Raw genomic sequence first — 16,215 nt, 5'->3', positions numbered from 1 at the left:
AGACGCCGACGGCCTGCGCGGCCGGATCGCGGCGGAGCTGGAACGCACCCGGGCCCGGACCGCCCTGCTGACCGAGGTGGTGGACGACGCCGACCTGATGCGCCAGCACTCGCCGCTGATGTCCCCGCTGGTGTGGGACCTGGCCCACGTGGGCAACCAGGAGGAACTCTGGCTGGTGCGCGACGTCGGCGGCCGGGAGCCGGTGCGGTGCGACATCGACGACCTGTACGACGCCTTCAAGCAGTCCCGCCGGGACCGTCCCGCGCTGCCGCTGCTGCCGCCGGACGAGGCGCGGGCGTACCTGGCGACCGTCCGGGACAAGGTGTTCGACCTGCTCGACCGGATCGCCTTCGACAGCCGTCCACTGGTCGCCGACGGCTTCGCCTTCGGCATGATCGTGCAGCACGAGCAGCAGCACGACGAGACCATGCTCGCCACCCACCAGCTGCGCTCCGGGCCGGCGGTGCTGCAGGCGCCGGCGCCACCCGAGCCGACCGTACGACCGGCCGAGGAGGTGCTGGTGCCGGCCGGTCCGTTCGTCATGGGCACCGACGCCGATCCGTGGGCGCTGGACAACGAACGTCCCGCCCACCGGGTGGAGTTGCCCGCGTACCTCATCGATGCCGCGCCGGTGACCAACGGGGCGTACCGCGAGTTCATCGCCGACGGCGGGTACGACGAGCCGCGCTGGTGGAGCGAGCGGGGCTGGCTGCACCGTCAGGAGGCCGGGCTGAGCGCGCCGCTGCACTGGCGACGCGACGGCGACGGTTGGGCGTACCGGCGCTTCGGCCGGTGGGCCCCGGTCCGCGACGACGAGCCCGTGGTGCACGTCTGTTTCCACGAGGCCCAGGCGTACGCCAGGTGGGCGGGCAAGCGGCTGCCCACCGAGGCGGAGTGGGAGAAGGCGGCCCGCTGGGATCCGGCCACCGGCCGGTCCCGCCGCTACCCCTGGGGCGACGACGAGCCCACCTCGGCACACGCCAACCTGGGGCAGCGGCACCTGTGGCCGGCGCCGGTCGGCGCCTATCCCGCCGGTGTCTCGCCGCTGGGCGTGCACCAGCTGATCGGCGACGTGTGGGAATGGACCTCCACCAGCTTCCGGGGCTACCCGGGCTTCGTCGCCTTCCCGTACCGCGAGTACTCGGAGGTCTTCTTCGGCGACGAGTACCAGGTGTTGCGGGGTGGTTCCTTCGGCACCGACCGGGCGGCCTGCCGGGGTACGTTCCGCAACTGGGACTACCCCATCCGTCGGCAGATCTTCAGCGGGTTCCGTTGCGCCCGTGATGCAGGCGCCGAGCAGGCCCACCCGTGACGGTCGGCTGATGTGCCGCCACCTGGTCTACCTGGGGCCGCCGGTGACCCTGCGCGAGCTGCTCCTCGATCCGCCGTACTCGCTGCTGCGCCAGTCCTGGGCGCCGCGCGACATGCGGGGCGGCGGGACGATCAACGCCGACGGTTTCGGTGTCGGCTGGTATCCCGGCGATGGCCCGCCGGTGCGGTACCGGCGGGCCCAGCCGATCTGGAGCGACCCGACCATCGCCGAGCTGGCGGCGGTCACCTCTGCCACGGCGGTGCTGGCCGCGGTGCGCTCCGCCACGGTCGGCATGGCGGTCATCGACGGGGCCGCCGCGCCCTTCGCCGAGGGTCGATGGCTGTTCAGTCACAACGGCGTGGTGCGCGGCTGGCCGGACTCGATGGTCCCGCTCGCCGCCGAGCTACCCGTACGTGACCTGCTCACGCTCGACGCGGCGACCGACTCGGCGCTGCTGTGGGCGCTGGTGCGGCACCGGCTGAGGGAGGGCGTCGCACCGGCGCGGGCGGTCGCCGAGACGGTCACCGCAGTCGCCGCCGCCGCGCCCGGGTCGCGGCTCAACCTGATGCTCACCGACGGACACACCGCGGTCGCCACCACCACCGGGCACGCGTTGTCCCTGCGCGCCACGCCCGACGCGGTGCTGCTGGCCTCCGAACCGCACGACGACGACCCGGACTGGCGGGAGGTGCCGGACGGCCAACTCGTGCAGGTCACCGCGACCACGGTGCGGCAGTGGGCCCTGGCCGCGTCCTGAGCCCGCCCGGGCGTACCGATCAGCACCGACGAAGGGAAGCAGATGAGCACCGAACCGTTGGAGATTCACCTCGACGACCGGGAGATCGCCGACAGCCTGCGCCGGGACGTGCGCGTAGGGCTGAGCGCCGAGGCGAAGTGGCTGCCGCCGAAGTGGTTCTACGACACCCGGGGCAGCGAGCTGTTCGATGAGATCACCCGGCTGCCGGAGTACTACCCGACCCGGGCCGAACGTGCCGTCCTGGCCGAGCACGCGGCCGAGATCGCCGAGTTGACCGGTGCGAAGACGCTGATCGAGCTCGGTTCCGGGTCGTCGGAGAAGACCCGGCTGCTTCTGGACGCCTTCACCCGCCGGGGCGGCCTGGGCACGTTCGTCCCGCTGGACGTGTCGGTCAGCGCGCTGCGCGGATCCACCACGGCCCTCGCCGCCGACTATCCCGGGCTGCGGGTACGCGGCATCGTCGGTGACTTCACCCGTGACCTGCACCGGCTGCCCGCCGGTGGGCGACGGCTGGTGATCTTCCTCGGTGGCACCGTCGGCAACCTGTTGCCGGCCGAGCGGGCCGAGTTCCTGGCCCGGATGCGCGACGCCCTGGAGGTGGGGGACTGGTTCCTGGTCGGCACCGACCTGGTCAAGGACCCTGCGGTCATCGTGCCCGCGTACGACGACGCGGCGGGGGTGACCGCCGAGTTCAACCGCAACGTGCTGCGGGTGCTCAACCGGGAACTCGGCGCCGACTTCGATCCGGACGGTTTCGCCCACGTCGCGCTCTGGGACCCGCGACGGGAGTGGATCGAGATGCGACTGCGGGCCGAACGACCGATGCGGGTGCGGGTGCTGGATCTGGAGGTCGGGTTCGCCGCAGGTGAGGAGTTGCGCACCGAGGTGTCGGCCAAGTTCCGCCCCGAGGGGATCGCCGCCGAACTGGCTGCGGCCGGATTGCCCGCGCAACAGTTCTGGACCGACCCGGACGGCCTGTTCGGGGTGACTCTGGCCCGAGCCGACTGATCCGCCGGGTCAGGCGTCGGCGAATCGCGCTGCGAACCCGACGGGGGTCGGCCCACCCGGTCGACCCGGACGGTGATCGGCTAGGCTGAGCGCAGCGAAGGGGAGTAGCCCGCAACATCGTGGTCGACATACTGGTGCGTTCCGCATCCGGCCACGAGGCCTCGCGTGACGAGGCGGGCGAGACCTTCGACCCAGGCTGTGAGCAGCCGGGTCGAGGGCATCCCCGTACCTCCTCCCGGCCTGATCGGGAAGGACGTCATGGAAGGGTTCCTCGTCGCGCTGGCCGTCAGCTTCGGCGTGATCTTCGTTGCCGAGCTGGGAGACAAGTCCCAGCTCATGGCCCTGGCTTTCGCCACCAGATATCGCACCATGCCGATTCTGATCGGCATCACCGTCGCCACCGCCGTGGTGCACCTGGCCTCGGTGGCCATCGGGTACGGCCTCGGTTCGGCGCTGCCGACCGGCTGGATCTCGCTGCTGGCGGGTGTGGCCTTCATCGGTTTCGGGCTGTGGACCCTGCGGGGTGACACCCTCACCGAGCAGGACAAGCGCAAGGCGGCCAGGGGCGGCAAGTCCGCCGTACTCACCGTGGGCGTCGCGTTCTTCCTCGCCGAACTCGGCGACAAGACGATGCTCGCCACGATCACGCTGGCCACCCAGTACGGCTGGTTCGGCACCTGGGTCGGTTCGACCGTCGGCATGGTGGCCGCCGACGCGCTCGCCATCATCGTCGGCCGGCTGCTCGGTCGGAAGCTGCCGGAACGGACCATCAAGTACGGTGCTGCCGCACTGTTCGCCGTCAGCGGCCTCTGGTTGATCATCGAGGCGCTCGCCGAGCTGCTCTGAGCACTCGCCCCGGCGCCGACTACCCGGTTACCAGCCGGGTAAGGCGCCGAGGTGAACGTCGAGGAGGCTGTCGACCGCGGTCACCAGCTCGTGGTGACCGCGGTCGAGCTGGTCGGTGTCGTGGTGATCGTCGCCGGGGTGGGTTGGGCGGCGCTGCAGTTCGTGGTGGACGGGCTACGGCACCGCGACGCCGCGGTGTTCACCCGGATCCGGCTGACCCTGGGCCGCTTCCTCGTCCTGGGCCTGGAGTTCCAACTGGCCGCGGACATCCTGCGTACCGCGCTGTCGCCGACGTTCGCCCAGATTGGTCAGCTCGCCGCGGTCGCGGCCATCCGGACGGGTCTGAACCGTGTCCTGCGCAAGGAGATCGAGCAGGAACAACGGCAGGTGGAGAAGCCCGGGGAAGCGACCCGATGATCGGGGCCGTGGCTGCGGTGGTCGGCGCGCTCGGCGTGCTCAGCGCCGGTGTGACGCTGCTCGCCACCCGGTCGGTGCCGATGGCTGTCGAGGTGCTGTTGGACATGCTCGTCGCCGCCGGGCTGGTGCGGCTGGCCGGCGGGACGTCCTGGTCGGGTCTGGCGGCGGTGGTCGTGCTCGTGGCGGTGCGTCGGATGCTGCGGGCCGGGCTGCTCGCCGACGACCGCTGGCGGGCCTCGGCTCGCCGACGCCCGGCCGGGCCGACCGACCGGGCACCGAGCCGCTGAGACGTCAGGCGTCGGGTCGCTGGTAGACGTCCGGCACACCGTCCCGGTCGAGGTCGATCTGTTCCTTCAGCGCGATCATCCGGTAGGCCCGGTTGCGCCGGACCAGTACGACGGTGGCGAGCAGCGCCGAGATCAGCGATCCGGCCAGCACGGCAGCCTTGACGTTGGCGCCGGCCGTACTGTCGGCACCGAAGGCAAGTTCGCCGATCAACAGCGAAACGGTGAACCCGATACCGGCCAGGAGTGACACACCGAGCAGGTCGGACCAGGTGATGTCCTCGTCCAGGCGGGCCCGGGTGAATCGGGCCAGCAGGAATGTGGAGCCGAGGATGCCGACCGTCTTGCCGACCACGAGACCGAGCACGACGCCGATGACGATCGGATCGGTGACCACCGCACCCAGGTCGGCGCCGCGTAGCGAGACCCCGGCGGCGAAGAACGCGAAGACCGGTACGGCGAAGCCGGCCGAGATGGGCCGCCACTTGTGTTCCAGGTGCTCGGCGAGACCCGGCGCGGGGCGCCCGTCGCGACCCTTGCCGGCGAGCACCGGCACGGTGAAGCCGAGCAGCACGCCGGCCACCGTGGCGTGCACTCCGGAGGAGTGCACCAGGGTCCAGGCGATCACCGCCAGCGGGATGAGCGCCCACCACCAGGTGCGGCGACGCTGCACCAGCAGACCGAACAGCGCGATGGGCGCGACGGCGCCGAGCAGCGGGAGCACGCTGAAGTCGTCGGTGTAGAAGATCGCGATGATGGTGATCGCGAGCAGGTCGTCGACCACGGCCAGGGTGAGCAGGAAGGCGCGCAGCCCCTGCGGCAGGTACGCCCCGATCACCGCCAGTACGGCCAGTGCGAAGGCGATGTCCGTCGCGGTGGGGATGGCCCAACCGCGTAGTCCCTCGCCGCCGGCGGCCAGGTTGACGCCGACGAAGATGAGCGCGGGCATGGCCATGCCACCGACCGCCGCCACGACCGGCAGCACGGCTCGGCGTGGGTCGCGCAGCTCGCCGGCGACGAATTCGCGTTTGAGTTCCAGGCCGACCACGAAGAAGAAGACGGCCAACAGCCCGTCAGCGGCCCAGGTGGCGAGGTCGAGGTCCAGGTGCAGTGCCGCGCCACCGGCCCACGGCACCCAGCGACTCAGCTCGGTGTAGGCCTCGCTCCACGGAGAGTTCGCCCAGACCAGCGCGAGCACCGCGCCGACCAGCAGGAGTGCGCCGCCGACCGTCTCCGTACGGAGGACGTCGGCCAGGAAGCGGGCCTCCGGCCAGGAGGTACGCGTGAAGAGGCGACGGACGCCGTGGCGCTCCGGGGGCGGGTTGTGGTCGGTCATGCGCAGGTTCCACCTGTCGGTCGGGGAGTAGCAGTCTTCATCGCCGACCAGACTTCCCGGCACACCGGGCACGACCTTATCCCCTGGCGGCGGCGGGCGCGAGGGCGGCGATCAGGCGGTCCCACCCGGCTGCCCGCACTGCGACAACTCCCGGCGGGAATCCGCACCGACTCCCGGCGGGAAACCGCATCTTTTCCGGCGGGAGGGCGATTCCGACGGACGCTCGGTCCGGTTGGGCATTGCGGGAGTTGACCGCTGCGAGGAAAACCCTAATTCCGGACACAGGTCACATAAGCCGCTTTAATGGTTTCACGAGATTCAGTCGACCTTGGGGGTTTTCGTGAAGTTCTTTGGCGTTACCGGGCCGATCCGGAGGCGGGCCTGATGGACCTGTTGCGCCAGCTGCGCCTCGTGCGGCAGCACTGGTGGATCGTGCTGGTCACCGTCATGGTGGCGCTGGGCGTCACCGCCTTGATCACGGTCCGGGCACAGCCCCGCTACGTCGCCTCGGTCACCTTCTTCGTCACCACCCCGAGTCAGGGCGTCACCGATGCCTACCAGGGCGGCCTCTTCCTCCAGCAACGGGTCAAGTCCTACGCCGAACTGCTGACCAGTGACCGGCTGGCGCAGAGCGCCGCCGCCGACCGGCAGGTCGGGTTGACCGCGGAGGAGATCCAGCGTCGGGTCAGCACCTCCACCGAGAACGGCACCGTGCTGCTGCGGGCCTCGATCACCGACACCGACCAGGCCCGGGCGCTGCGGATCACCGAGGCGCTCTCGGCGAACTTCGTCGAACTCGTACAGAAGGTGGAGACCAAGCCGGACGGCAGCGCCGGGCCGATCAAGATCGAGGTGGTCAGCGGGCCGCGGGTCACCCCCAGCCCGGTCTCCCCGCAGCCGGTCCGCAACGCCGTCATCGGCGTTCTGCTCGGCCTGCTGGCCGGTGTCGGCCTGGCGGTGCTGCGCGGCATGGCCGACGTCCGGCTGCGCGACGCAGCCGCCCTGCGGCGGGTCACCGGCAGTCCGCTGCTCGGTGAGATCCCGCTGGACGGCAGCGCCCGGGTGGCGCCGCTGATCGTCGGGGACGCCGCCACCTCGGCCCGTGCCGAGGCGATCCGCAAGCTGCGTACCAACCTGCGCTTCGTCGACGTGCACGAGCCGGCTCGGGTCATCGCCGTCACCAGCGCGTTGCAGGGCGAGGGCAAGACCACCCTGTCGTGCAACCTGGCGATCGCCCTGGCCGAGGCGGGCTGGCGGGTGCTGCTGGTCGACGCCGATCTGCGTCGGCCCAAGGTCGGCCACTACCTGGGCGTCGACTCCGGGGTCGGACTGACCGACGTGCTGGTCGGCGACGTGCACGTCGGCGACGTGGTCCAGCGTTGGGGCGACAAGTCCCTGCTCGTACTGCCCAGCGGGTCGGCACCGCCCAACCCGAGTGAACTGCTCGGCTCCAAGGCCATGTCGGATCTGCTGCTGGCGTTGCGCGATTCGGCCGACATCGTGATCATCGACACCGCCCCGCTGCTCGCGGTCACCGACGGTGTGGTGGTCGCCGTGCAGGCCGACGGTGCGCTGCTGGTCAGCCAGCAGGGGCGTACCTCACGCGCGCAGGTGGCCACGGCCGCTCGGGCTCTGCACTCGGTCTCGGTGCGGCTGCTCGGCTGCGTACTCAACATGGCGCGGGTGCCCAAGAGCGACGCCTACCAGTACGAGGCCTACCGGGTGGTGGTGGGCAACGCCTCGGCGTCGGAAGGTCGGGCCGCCGCCGGTCGGCACGCCGAACGCGGCAGCGCCGGGGCGCCGGTCGACCACACCCAGGAACTCACCCGGCTGTCCCGATGAGCGCCGCCAGCGGTCGCAGGGACCGTTCGATCTCCTCCGCGCAGCGCCGGAAATCCTCGGGCGTACCGGCGACGGGGTCGGGCAGGTCGTCGGCGTCGCCGGGTGCGGGTTGCAGCCGTGCCCGGGCCAGCGTGGCGGCGGTAACCGCAGCGGCCAGCGGATCGTCCTGCTCGGTCAGGGGCGGCTCGACGGCCGCGGCGAGGCGGCCGAACTGGCGCAGGGTGAACGTCCGGTGCAGCGCCGCCGGCGCCAGCGCGGTACAGACCGAGCGCTGGCGCCGGGTCGCCGTCAGCACCAGCACCGCATCGGTGAGGTGCTCGGGGGCCAGCCGCCGGGTGCGGAACGTCGCGGGATCCGCACCGGCCTCGGTGACGATCGCCGCCGCGTACGGGTGCATGGACCGCCCCGGCACCGCGTCCGTGCCGGCGCTGGCCACGGTCACCGGCTGCCCGGCGAGCATCCGGCGGGCGGTGAACTCGGCCATCGGTGACCGGCACAGGTTGGCGTGGCAGACGAACAGAACTCCCTTGACCATCTGGAACCCTCTCGACGAGGCGGACGCACACGCTGGCGCCGCAACGAAGGACGGCCGCCGCCGGCACCCGTCCCGGGAGGGGTTGCCGGCATCGTACGCAGCAGCGGCGGCTTCCGTCGCGGACGCCGCGCCGGGCCGGGAGAGGGCGGGGGTGTTCCGGTGCGGATCGGCATCCTGACGTACCACTTTCCGCCCGAGCCCGCCTTCATCCCGGGCAGCCTGGCCGAGGAGCTGGCCGCGCGCGGCCACGAGGTGCGGGTGTTGACCGGCTTTCCCGACTACCCCGGCGGGCACGTCTACCCGGGCTGGCGGCAGCGCTGGCGGCACGAGACCCGCAGCCGGGGGCTGACCGTACGGCGGGTGCCCCGGTACAGCACCGGCGACGGGGGCGTCCGGCCCCGGATGGCGTCCTGGCTCTCCTTCGCCGGTAGCGCCGCCTTCGTCGGGCGACGGTATCTCGCCGATGTGGACGTCCTCTACGTCCATCAGCCACCCGCGACGGCGTTCGCCTCGGCGGCGCTGCTGCGGCTGCTCGGTCGCGTACCGGTCGTCCTGCACGTGCCGGACGTGTGGGCGGAGCAGGTGCCGGACGACACCGACGACGGCCGGTGGGCGGCGCGCGTGCGCGCCGCCATGACCAGGACCTACCAGGCCGCCGGCGCGATCGCGGTGAGCGCACCGTCATTGCGCGACGCGGTGGTCGCAGTCGGCGCCGATCCGGCCCGGGTCCAGGTGGTGCTCAACTGGACCGACGAGCGGATCTTCCGGCCCGCGCCGGCCGGCTCGGCCGCGCGCGGACTGGTCCGCCGCGACGAGCGGTGCGTGGTGATGCACGCCGGCACCATCGGGGCCCGGCAGGGGCTGGAGACGGCGGTACGTGCGGCGGCGGCGCTGGCGAACACCATGGATCTGGTCCTGGTGGGTTCGGGTGCTCACGAGCGGCGGGTGCGGGGGCTCGCCGCCGAGTTGCGGGCCGACAACATCCGGTTCGTCGAGCGACGTTCGCCGCTGGACATGCCGGAACTGTACGCCGCCGCCGACTACCAGCTGGTCATGCTGCGGGACCTGCCGGCGCTACGCAGCACCGTGCCGGGCAAGCTCCAGGCGGCCCTGTCCTGCGGCGTCCCCGTGGTGGCCTCGGCCGGCGGCGACACCGCCGCGCTGGTGGAGCGAGCCCGGGCGGGACTTTCCTGCCCGCCGGAGGACTGGGCCAGCCTGGCGGACCGGTTCTGGCTCGCCGCGCACATACCCCCAACGGCACGGGCCGAGATGGGCCGCCGTGGCCGGGAGGCGTACCTGCGGGACATGTCGCTGCCGGGGGGCGTGGATCGGATCGAACGGATCCTGCGGGAGGCCGCGGCTGCCGGTCCGCGTGGCAAATCAGACACCCAGAACACGAAGCTCATAACGTCTGAATGAGCCATTAACCTCCCAGACCGGTCGTCAGCTGTTAGAACTATGGTGCCTTCTGTCCGAATCGTGGTAAGTGGGGTAGGCGTGGCGGAGAGTGAAAGCTCGCGTCGGCGGCGGAGTCGATCCCGCCGACGGCGGCGTGTCCGATTGCGTCGCGTCCTGCTCACCTCGCTGGTGGTCGGCTCGTTGGTGCTGAGTGTCGCCGGTTGGGTGGGGTTCCGGGGCTGGCAGGCCCGCGCCCACCTGGTCAACGCCGCCGGGTTGGCCGGTGAGCTGAGCAGCCATCTGGTCCGCGGGGACACCGCCCGCGCGCAACGCACGCTCGCCGCGCTGCAGGAGCAGTCCGATGCGGCCCGCCGCGCCACCGGTGATCCGGGCTGGGGGCTGGCCCGGCAGGTGCCGTACGCCGGCGCCAACCTCTCGGCCGTACGGCAGATCGCCGTCGCCATCGACGATCTGGCCCGGCAGGCCTTTCCGGCGTTGCTGGAGGTCGATCTCGGTGGCCTGGTGCCCCGCGAGGGGCGGTTGGACGTGGCCGAGCTTCGGGCCGTCACCACCCGACTGGCCGAGGTCGACGTGACGGTGCGGCGGACCAGGTCGGACCTGGGCGCTATCCGTGACGATCGGCTGGTCGGCCAGGTCCGCGAGGCGGTGGTCCGGTTGCGGGGCGAGATCGACCGGTTGGCCGAGTTGACCTCCGCGGCGGACCGGGCCGGCCGGCTGTTGCCGCCGTTGCTCGGCGTCGACGGTCCACGCCGCTATCTGCTGGTGTCGCAGAACCTCGCCGAGTTGCGGGCGACCGGCGGCATGTTCGGCGCGTACGCCCTGATCGAGGCGAACAAGGGGCGGCTCAGGATGGGGGATCAGGGCAGTTCGGCGAGCTTCGGCCGCTTCACCGAGCCGCTGAAGGTGCCGGCCGAGGTGCGGTCCCTCTGGGGTGAACTGCCCGGCATCTATCCCGCCGACGTCAACCTGACCCCGCACTTCCCGACCGCTGCCGCGTTGTACCGCGACATGTACCGGCGTAGCACCGAAGACACTGTGGACGGTGTGCTCGCCGTGGACCCGGTCGCGCTGTCGTACCTCTTGCAGGCGACCGGTCCGGTCCGGGTGCCCGCCGGTGGGGTCGAGTTGACTGCCGACAACGCGGTGAAGACGCTGCTCAGCGATACCTACCAGCGGATGGAGCCGGCCGACCAGGACGCCTTCTTCACCGCCGCCGCCGCAGCGGTGTTCGATGCCCTGTTTGGGCGAAAAATACCTGCTAGTGGACTTCTGTCCGCATTTGACCGTTCCGTGATGGAACGCCGGATATTGTTCTGGAGTGCCCGTCCGGAAGAACAGCGAACGTTCGGCGGCAGCCGGATGGCCGGGACGCTTCCGGAGCAGGACGCCGTGCCGACCGTCGGCGTCTTCCTCAACGACGGCAGCGGCGCGAAGCTCGGCTACTACCTCCGGCAGAGCGCCGCCCTGGTGGTCGGCGACTGCCAGGCGGAGGGCCGTCGCGAACTGAGCCTGCGGGTGACGTTGCGATCGACCGCACCGGCCTCCGGGCTCAGCAGATCGGTCCTCGGCCTGGCCATGTCGGGGGATCCGTACACCGTCCGAACCCTGGTCTCGGTGTACGGCCCGGCCGGCGGGGCGGTGCTCGACACCCGCCTCGATGGGGCCGAGACCCCGGTGGCCACCGGCACCGAACGGCGCCGGCAGGTGGCCACCGTGAACGTCGAGCTCGGCCCGGGCGGGAGCAAGACCCTGGAGGTCCTCCTGCTCACCGGCAAGACGGACGACGGGAATGCCGAGCTGTGGCTGACCCCGACCGCTGCCCCATGGACCACCCAAGTTGTTACCGCACCTAGCTGTTCACAGTAGGAGGGAACGAGAAATGCGGCTATCCCGCATCATCATGGCGCTCACGGTCGGACTGGCCGTGGTGGCCGTGCCGGCCGTGGCGGGGGCGGCGCCACAGCCGTCGCCCACAGTCACCGATCCAGCTCAACCACCGACGTACACGCCGCAACTCCCGTCGCTGACGGTGAACCGACCGACCATCTACCTCGGCGAGACAGTGATCCTCACCGGTCGCAACTTCGGTCGGAACGTGACGGTCGACATCGTGGTCACGGTGCAGTCGCTTGCCGCGCCCGCCGCCGACACCGCGCGCCGTAGCGACGGCAGCACGGTTGCCATGGCACCGGTGGCCTACCAGCCAACCACGGCCGACCGCTTCAGCGTCGGTACGAACACCGACGGCCTCTTCACCCGGGAGTACACGCCTCGGGTGACCGGCCTGATCACCTTCACCGCCGAGACGGACCGCCGTCCCTCGATCGAGCTACGGGTGCTGCCCAAGAAGAAGCCGCACCTGCCGGTCACCGGCAGCAGCCTGGACACCCCGATGAAGGTCGGTGGCGGTCTCGTCGCAGCGGGCACCGTGATGCTGCTCGGCACGATGCTCTGGCGGCGGCGTAACCGTTTCGGAGTGGGTGGCGCACGCTGATTCAGCACTCCGGGCCGAGCCCGGACGCACCACGGCCGGTGCCCGTCGGATCCTCCGCCGGGCACCGGCCGTTCGTCTGCCGCGACATTCGACGTCAGGGCGACTGATCCATCCAGCCTTCCGCTGCGTGTCTGCTGGTAGGGGACCGTGGAAGGGGACGTGGCATGGCCGATTCACCGGGGAGTGCGAACTGTCCGACAACCCCACCGCCGGAGCCGACGGACGAACAACCGACGGATCCGGCCGTGACCGACGAGGGATCCGGCCCCGTCGGACCGACCTTCTCGGCCGGGGCCCGGCTGCTGGCCGCCGCCGCGGTGCTGGTGCTGGGGTTCGGCGCGACCGCCGTGGTGGTGATCCTGTCCGACCCGCACCGGCTCGGCCGGGTCTTCACCGGCGAAGGCCCTCAGCCGCAGGTCACCGCCGGGTCCGCCGGCACCAGTGGGCTGGGCGGTGCGGCCCGCGCGGCGGCGCAGACCTCCGAGGAGGTACGCACGGCGCCGCTGGCCGGCCGGGAACGCGCCACCTTCGAGCTGGTCGACGGCGTGACCCGGTTCGAGCTGCGGATGGCGGACCTGGGGGAGGAGCTGTATCGGATCACCAGCCCGGCCGGATCCGACGCGCGGCCCCGCCCGGAGCTGACCACCGACCGGCTGCGGCTGCGGATGCAGCAGATCGCGGACGGGCCGGGGGAGGTCGAGGTGCTGCTGAACGCCAAGGTGTCCTGGCAGCTGCGGATCACCGGCGGCACCACCGAACGCCGACTCGATCTCACCGCCGGCCGGCTGTCCGCGCTGGAGTTCGCCGGCGGTGCCACCCGTACGGAGCTGCGGCTGCCGCGCACCCGCGGCGGGGTCGTGGTGCGGGTGACCGGCGGGGTGAACATCTTCGACGTCACGGTCGCCGGTGGCGCGCCGGTGCGGGTGCGGGCCAACGCCGGGGCCGGCGGAGTGCAGGTGTACGACGAACGCCACGACGGGGTCCCCGCCGGCACGGTGCTCGGCTCGCCGGCCTGGGACCGCTCGGTCGACCGGATCTTCCTCGACCTGGTGGCCGGGGCGAACCTGGTCACCGTACGCCGAGGGTGACGCCCGGCCGGCGTACGGCGAGGGGTGGACGGGCCGACCGGCGCGGGCAGCCACCGATGACGGGCCGGCACCCGGCGTAGAGTCGGCTCGTGGAGCGCACCGAATCGATGCCCGCGCAGACCCGACCGCCCGGGGTGGCGACCGCCGATCCCGGCAGCGTCCTGCTGCCGGGGCACGACGTGCCGCTGGGCCGCTACACCACGGTCCGGCGGCTGCTGCCGCAGCGCACCCGACGGATGGTCGGAGCCTGGTGTTTCGTCGACCACTTCGGTCCCGACGACGTGGCGCAGCGGCCGGGCATGGAGGTGCCGCCCCATCCGCACACCGGCCTGCAGACCGTGACCTGGCTGCTCGACGGCGAGATCCTGCACCGCGACAGCCTCGGCAGCGTCCAACCGATCCGGCCGGGCCAGCTGAACGTGATGACCTCCGGCCACGGCATCGCACACTCCGAACGGTCGCCGGCCGACCATCCGCCGCTGATGCACGGTGTGCAGCTGTGGGTGGCGCTGCCGGATCCGGCGCGTTCCGGCCCGGCCGACTTCGCCCACCACGCGCAGCTGCCCCGCTGGCGTGCGGGGGAGCTGAGCGTGACCCTGCTCGTCGGGGAACTGGGCGGTGAGCGTTCACCCGCTCGCGTGCACACTCCGCTGGTCGGCGCGCAGTTGGAGTTGGCCGGCGGGGCGGCGGCCGGTCTGCCGCTGCGACCCGACTTCGAGTACGCGCTGCTGGCCCTCGACGGCGCCGCCGAGGTCGACGGCGCCCGGGTCGCGCCCGGGGCGCTGCTCTGGCTCGGCACGGGACGCGCCGAGTTCACCGTGCGCGGCGAGCCGGGCACCCGGCTGATGCTGCTCGGCGGCGCCCCCTTCGAGGAGCCACTGGTGATGTGGTGGAACTTCGTCGGTCGCAGCCACGAGGAGATCCTGGCCGCCCGCGAGGACTGGATGGCGGGGCGGCGGTTCGGGACCGTCGCCGACGACCCGGATCCGCCGTTGCCCGCGCCTGCGCTGCCGACGGTTCGACTCAAGGCCCGCGACCGGGCCGGCGGCTGGCGGGACTGACCGACCACCGCCTCGATGCCCGTGACGCCTCGACGTCGGTGGGGCCCGAGGCGGGACCGTAGGCGTGTTCGGCCCCGGCGTGGGTAGTAGCCGGCATGGCAACGGCGACGTCCACCATCGAGGACAAGAAGCGTCTGGTCCGGCGGCTGGCCGGCAGCGGCCGAGGGTTCGCCGAGCAGTACGGCTTCCGGGTGACCAACAATCCGTCCAGCCTGTTCCAGCTGCTCTGTCTGGCGATCCTGCTGGCCCGCCGGGGAGACTACCGGCGGGCCCTGGACAGCGCGCACGCGCTGCCGGACGCCGGCTGGGACAGCGCGGCCCGGCTGGCTCGTGCCCTGCACGGCGAGCGGGTCCGGGTGCTGCGCGACAGCGGCCAGCGCGGTGACGTTGACGCCCTCGCCGACCTGCTCGGCGACCTCGCCCGCACGGTGGTCGAGCGGTATCGGGGTGACCTGCGGCGGCTGCGGTCCGGTGCCGGGTACGACCCGGTCCGCGAGCGGGAACTGCTCACCGCGCTACCCGGAGTGGACGGGCAGGTCGCGGATCTCTTCCTGCGTGAGGTGCAGGCGCTGTGGGGAGAGGTGGCTCCGGTGGCGGACCGGCGGGCGTTGGCTGCGGCCCGTCGGCTCGGGCTGGGCCGCTCCGCCGAGGATCTCGCGGGACTGGCCGGAGGCGGCGAGTCGGAACGACTGGCCTGGCTGGTCGGGGCGCTGGCCCGGATAGACCTGGAACGCCGGTACGCGGAGCTGTCCGCCTGAGATGTTCGTTGATCGACCCCCCGCTGACCGTTCGGCTGATGGCGCGTCGTATGATTCTCGCGGTAGCAGCAGTCGCCCGGTTCGGGTGACTGTGGGCCGCCTGATGGTCCCGACCCGGTTCGGGCGGGCCGCCGTCAGGGCAGGTGGCTACCCAGGGGCGCCTCCGGTCGCGGTTCGCGGCCGGGGCGCCCTCCTGAACCCACCTCGTCCCGCCTCATCGGCTCAGATTCTGCGCAGGTGCTGGGAGACCCGCTGGTGACGTTTGTCGCGACCGGCGGCGGCCCGCTGGGCGTCATTCACTTCGGGAGCCGCCTCGATGCTCGCCGAGCGGGCCACCTCCGGGCCGCTGGCGTACTCGACCGGTGGCAGCGCCCGCAGGGCGTGCAGCACGTCCGGCGGAGCGCCCTCACGCTCGGCCTCGCGTACCACGTCGTCCTTGCCGGCGGGGTAGTCCAAACTGGACAGGTAGTGCAGTACCTCGGCGTAACTCGCCATGGTGTCGGCTCCTCCCGGCTTCGATTCGCCACGACCGGGCGCGGTTACCCAGCCGAGCGGCCGTCACGCGCCGGAACCGGAAAAGCGCCGTCGTTTCCGCACCGTCGCGGTGGGTAACCGCCGGACGAGGGGGGTACGCGATGAACTACGACACGTTCGTCGACCAGGTCGCCCAGCGCACCGGCACGTCCTCGCAGCGGGCGGTGGAGCTGATCCAGGCCACGCTGGAGACACTTGCCGAACGGTTGACCGGCGGCGAGGTGCTGGATCTGGCCGTTCAGTTGCCCGAGCCGCTGCGGCTGCCGCTGCGCCCGACACCCGCCACCGAGGCGGCGCAGCGTTTCGGCGGCGCCGAGTTCGTCGCCCGGGTGGCCGTACGCGCCCGGATCGACGAGTCGGCGGCCCGGAACGTGGTCGGCGCGGTGTTCACCACGATCCGCGAGGCGGTCACCGGCGGGGAATTCGACGAACTGGTCGTGCAACTGCCCCGCGACTACCGCGACATGGTCGAGCCGGCGATGGCCCCCGGCGCCACCCTGCGCCGTCGCTAAGCCGTCGCTGAG

At 72.0% G+C, this 16,215-nt stretch carries 17 protein-coding genes; 14 read left to right on the top strand and 3 right to left on the bottom strand.

Annotated features, from left to right (window positions below):
• Nucleotides 1–13 precede the first annotated feature (13 nt).
• From egtB to AB0M35_RS10710, 6 genes are all read left to right on the top strand, one after another.
• Entirely contained in the window at nt 14–1,312 is a 1,299-nt protein-coding gene (egtB, locus tag AB0M35_RS10735; protein ID WP_363744481.1) for an ergothioneine biosynthesis protein EgtB, read from the top strand.
• A 10-nt stretch (nt 1,313–1,322) separates the two neighbouring features.
• Complete coding sequence (gene egtC, locus AB0M35_RS10730; RefSeq protein ID WP_363743933.1) at nt 1,323–2,069, top strand: ergothioneine biosynthesis protein EgtC; 747 nt, start codon at nt 1,323–1,325, stop codon at nt 2,067–2,069.
• A 42-nt stretch (nt 2,070–2,111) separates the two neighbouring features.
• The gene (egtD, locus tag AB0M35_RS10725; RefSeq protein ID WP_363743931.1) at nt 2,112–3,077 is read left to right on the top strand and encodes an L-histidine N(alpha)-methyltransferase; all 966 of its coding nucleotides are present in this window, start codon (nt 2,112–2,114) and stop codon (nt 3,075–3,077) included.
• A gap of 258 nt (nt 3,078–3,335) precedes the next feature.
• The gene (locus AB0M35_RS10720) at nt 3,336–3,923 is read left to right on the top strand and encodes a TMEM165/GDT1 family protein (protein WP_363744479.1); all 588 of its coding nucleotides are present in this window, start codon (nt 3,336–3,338) and stop codon (nt 3,921–3,923) included.
• 51 nt (nt 3,924–3,974) lie between these two features.
• The gene (locus AB0M35_RS10715) at nt 3,975–4,340 is read left to right on the top strand and encodes a DUF1622 domain-containing protein (protein ID WP_363743929.1); all 366 of its coding nucleotides are present in this window, start codon (nt 3,975–3,977) and stop codon (nt 4,338–4,340) included.
• The gene (locus tag AB0M35_RS10710) at nt 4,337–4,627 is read left to right on the top strand and encodes a hypothetical protein (protein WP_363743927.1); all 291 of its coding nucleotides are present in this window, start codon (nt 4,337–4,339) and stop codon (nt 4,625–4,627) included. The genes AB0M35_RS10715 and AB0M35_RS10710 overlap by 4 nt, the downstream gene beginning before the upstream one ends.
• Before the next feature lie 4 nt (nt 4,628–4,631).
• Here AB0M35_RS10710 and nhaA read toward each other — a convergent pair whose 3' ends face one another.
• Nucleotides 4,632–5,960 (bottom strand): Na+/H+ antiporter NhaA, encoded by a 1,329-nt coding sequence (gene nhaA, locus AB0M35_RS10705; RefSeq protein ID WP_363743925.1) that lies wholly within the window; start codon nt 5,958–5,960, stop codon nt 4,632–4,634.
• A 384-nt stretch (nt 5,961–6,344) separates the two neighbouring features.
• Between nhaA and AB0M35_RS10700 the strand changes: the two genes are divergently transcribed.
• A complete protein-coding gene (locus tag AB0M35_RS10700) occupies nt 6,345–7,802 on the top strand; it encodes a polysaccharide biosynthesis tyrosine autokinase (RefSeq protein WP_363743924.1) in 1,458 nt (485 codons plus the stop codon).
• On the opposite strand, the gene AB0M35_RS10695 is transcribed toward AB0M35_RS10700, so the two are convergent.
• Entirely contained in the window at nt 7,783–8,337 is a 555-nt protein-coding gene (locus tag AB0M35_RS10695) for a low molecular weight phosphatase family protein (protein WP_363743923.1), read from the bottom strand. The two genes, AB0M35_RS10700 and AB0M35_RS10695, sit on opposite strands and share 20 nt — an antisense overlap.
• Nucleotides 8,338–8,496: 159 nt before the next feature.
• Here AB0M35_RS10695 and AB0M35_RS10690 point away from each other — a divergent pair, with 159 nt between their 5' ends.
• The 6 genes from AB0M35_RS10690 (at nt 8,497) to AB0M35_RS10665 (ending at nt 15,157) form a co-directional block, all read left to right on the top strand.
• Nucleotides 8,497–9,756: a glycosyltransferase family 4 protein gene (locus AB0M35_RS10690; RefSeq protein WP_363743922.1), complete on the top strand. Its 1,260-nt coding sequence runs from the start codon at nt 8,497–8,499 to the stop codon at nt 9,754–9,756.
• Nucleotides 9,757–9,897: 141 nt separating this feature from the next.
• On the top strand, nt 9,898–11,622 hold the full coding sequence (locus AB0M35_RS10685; RefSeq protein WP_363743921.1) for a DUF4012 domain-containing protein: 1,725 nt from the start codon (nt 9,898–9,900) through the stop codon (nt 11,620–11,622).
• A 13-nt stretch (nt 11,623–11,635) separates the two neighbouring features.
• The gene (locus AB0M35_RS10680) at nt 11,636–12,250 is read left to right on the top strand and encodes a hypothetical protein (RefSeq protein WP_363743919.1); all 615 of its coding nucleotides are present in this window, start codon (nt 11,636–11,638) and stop codon (nt 12,248–12,250) included.
• Between the two features lie 245 nt (nt 12,251–12,495).
• Nucleotides 12,496–13,338 carry a hypothetical protein gene (locus AB0M35_RS10675; RefSeq protein ID WP_363743917.1) on the top strand — a complete coding sequence of 281 codons (843 nt, stop codon included), beginning with the start codon at nt 12,496–12,498 and terminating at the stop codon, nt 13,336–13,338.
• An 89-nt stretch (nt 13,339–13,427) separates the two neighbouring features.
• Nucleotides 13,428–14,399, top strand: coding sequence for a pirin family protein (locus AB0M35_RS10670; RefSeq protein WP_363743915.1), 972 nt, complete (start codon nt 13,428–13,430; stop codon nt 14,397–14,399).
• Between the two features lie 95 nt (nt 14,400–14,494).
• Nucleotides 14,495–15,157, top strand: a complete 663-nt coding sequence (locus AB0M35_RS10665; RefSeq protein ID WP_363743913.1) for a hypothetical protein — start codon at nt 14,495–14,497, stop codon at nt 15,155–15,157.
• 222 nt (nt 15,158–15,379) lie between these two features.
• Here the strand turns inward: AB0M35_RS10665 and AB0M35_RS10660 are convergent, their stop codons facing one another.
• Nucleotides 15,380–15,652 (bottom strand): DUF2795 domain-containing protein, encoded by a 273-nt coding sequence (locus AB0M35_RS10660; protein ID WP_363743911.1) that lies wholly within the window; start codon nt 15,650–15,652, stop codon nt 15,380–15,382.
• Between the two features lie 140 nt (nt 15,653–15,792).
• On the opposite strand from AB0M35_RS10660, the gene AB0M35_RS10655 reads away from it, so the two are divergent.
• Entirely contained in the window at nt 15,793–16,203 is a 411-nt protein-coding gene (locus AB0M35_RS10655) for a DUF2267 domain-containing protein (protein ID WP_363743909.1), read from the top strand.
• Nucleotides 16,204–16,215 lie beyond the last annotated feature (12 nt).

The organism is Micromonospora sp. NPDC051196, assembly GCF_040682415.1.
In the GTDB taxonomy this organism is placed as follows: Bacteria; Actinomycetota; Actinomycetes; order Mycobacteriales; family Micromonosporaceae; genus Micromonospora.
The sequence above is the reverse complement of the archived record's forward strand: the minus strand, read 5'-3'. Positions and strand labels throughout refer to the sequence as shown.

Coding starts and splice junctions, on each gene's coding strand:
- egtC (WP_363743933.1), top strand. CDS start 1,323: ATGTGCCGCCACCTGGTCTACCTGGGGCCGCCGGTGACCCTGCGCGAG.
- egtD (WP_363743931.1), top strand. CDS start 2,112: ATGAGCACCGAACCGTTGGAGATTCACCTCGACGACCGGGAGATCGCC.
- AB0M35_RS10720 (WP_363744479.1), top strand. CDS start 3,336: ATGGAAGGGTTCCTCGTCGCGCTGGCCGTCAGCTTCGGCGTGATCTTC.
- AB0M35_RS10710 (WP_363743927.1), top strand. CDS start 4,337: ATGATCGGGGCCGTGGCTGCGGTGGTCGGCGCGCTCGGCGTGCTCAGC.
- nhaA (WP_363743925.1), bottom strand. CDS start 5,960: ATGACCGACCACAACCCGCCCCCGGAGCGCCACGGCGTCCGTCGCCTC.
- AB0M35_RS10700 (WP_363743924.1), top strand. CDS start 6,345: ATGGACCTGTTGCGCCAGCTGCGCCTCGTGCGGCAGCACTGGTGGATC.
- AB0M35_RS10695 (WP_363743923.1), bottom strand. CDS start 8,337: ATGGTCAAGGGAGTTCTGTTCGTCTGCCACGCCAACCTGTGCCGGTCA.
- AB0M35_RS10680 (WP_363743919.1), top strand. CDS start 11,636: ATGCGGCTATCCCGCATCATCATGGCGCTCACGGTCGGACTGGCCGTG.
- AB0M35_RS10665 (WP_363743913.1), top strand. CDS start 14,495: ATGGCAACGGCGACGTCCACCATCGAGGACAAGAAGCGTCTGGTCCGG.
- AB0M35_RS10660 (WP_363743911.1), bottom strand. CDS start 15,652: ATGGCGAGTTACGCCGAGGTACTGCACTACCTGTCCAGTTTGGACTAC.
- AB0M35_RS10655 (WP_363743909.1), top strand. CDS start 15,793: ATGAACTACGACACGTTCGTCGACCAGGTCGCCCAGCGCACCGGCACG.